Source organism: Paraburkholderia sp. LEh10 (genome assembly GCF_017814945.1).
GTDB lineage: Bacteria > Pseudomonadota > Gammaproteobacteria > Burkholderiales > Burkholderiaceae > Paraburkholderia.
Genome location: NZ_JAGIPX010000296.1, coordinates 1 through 228 on the forward strand (window position 1 = coordinate 1; position 228 = coordinate 228).

The 228-nt window shown below is 58.3% G+C and carries 1 protein-coding gene; it reads left to right on the forward strand.

What is annotated here, in order from left to right; genetic code table 11:
* Positions 1-228, forward strand: a 228-nt coding sequence (locus J8I87_RS44345) for an alginate export family protein (protein ID WP_209938962.1), incomplete at both ends; no start/stop codon positions are given.

A 228-nucleotide genomic window follows, 5' to 3' on the forward strand; every position in this document is an offset into this window, starting at 1 on the left:
TGCGCGAGCGCCTCGAAAGCAATAACGCGCCGCTGTTCGGCATTGGCTCCGCGCAGTCGGACACGTATGTGATTCAGCGCGTGGAAGTTCATGCCGACGCGCATATCGCCAATCACTGGCAATTCTTCGTGCAACTCGAGGACGCACGCCCGTTTGGCAAGAACGTTGTCACGCCAGTGGACAAGAATCCGCTGGATATCGAGCAGGCATTCGTGACCTACACGGGTG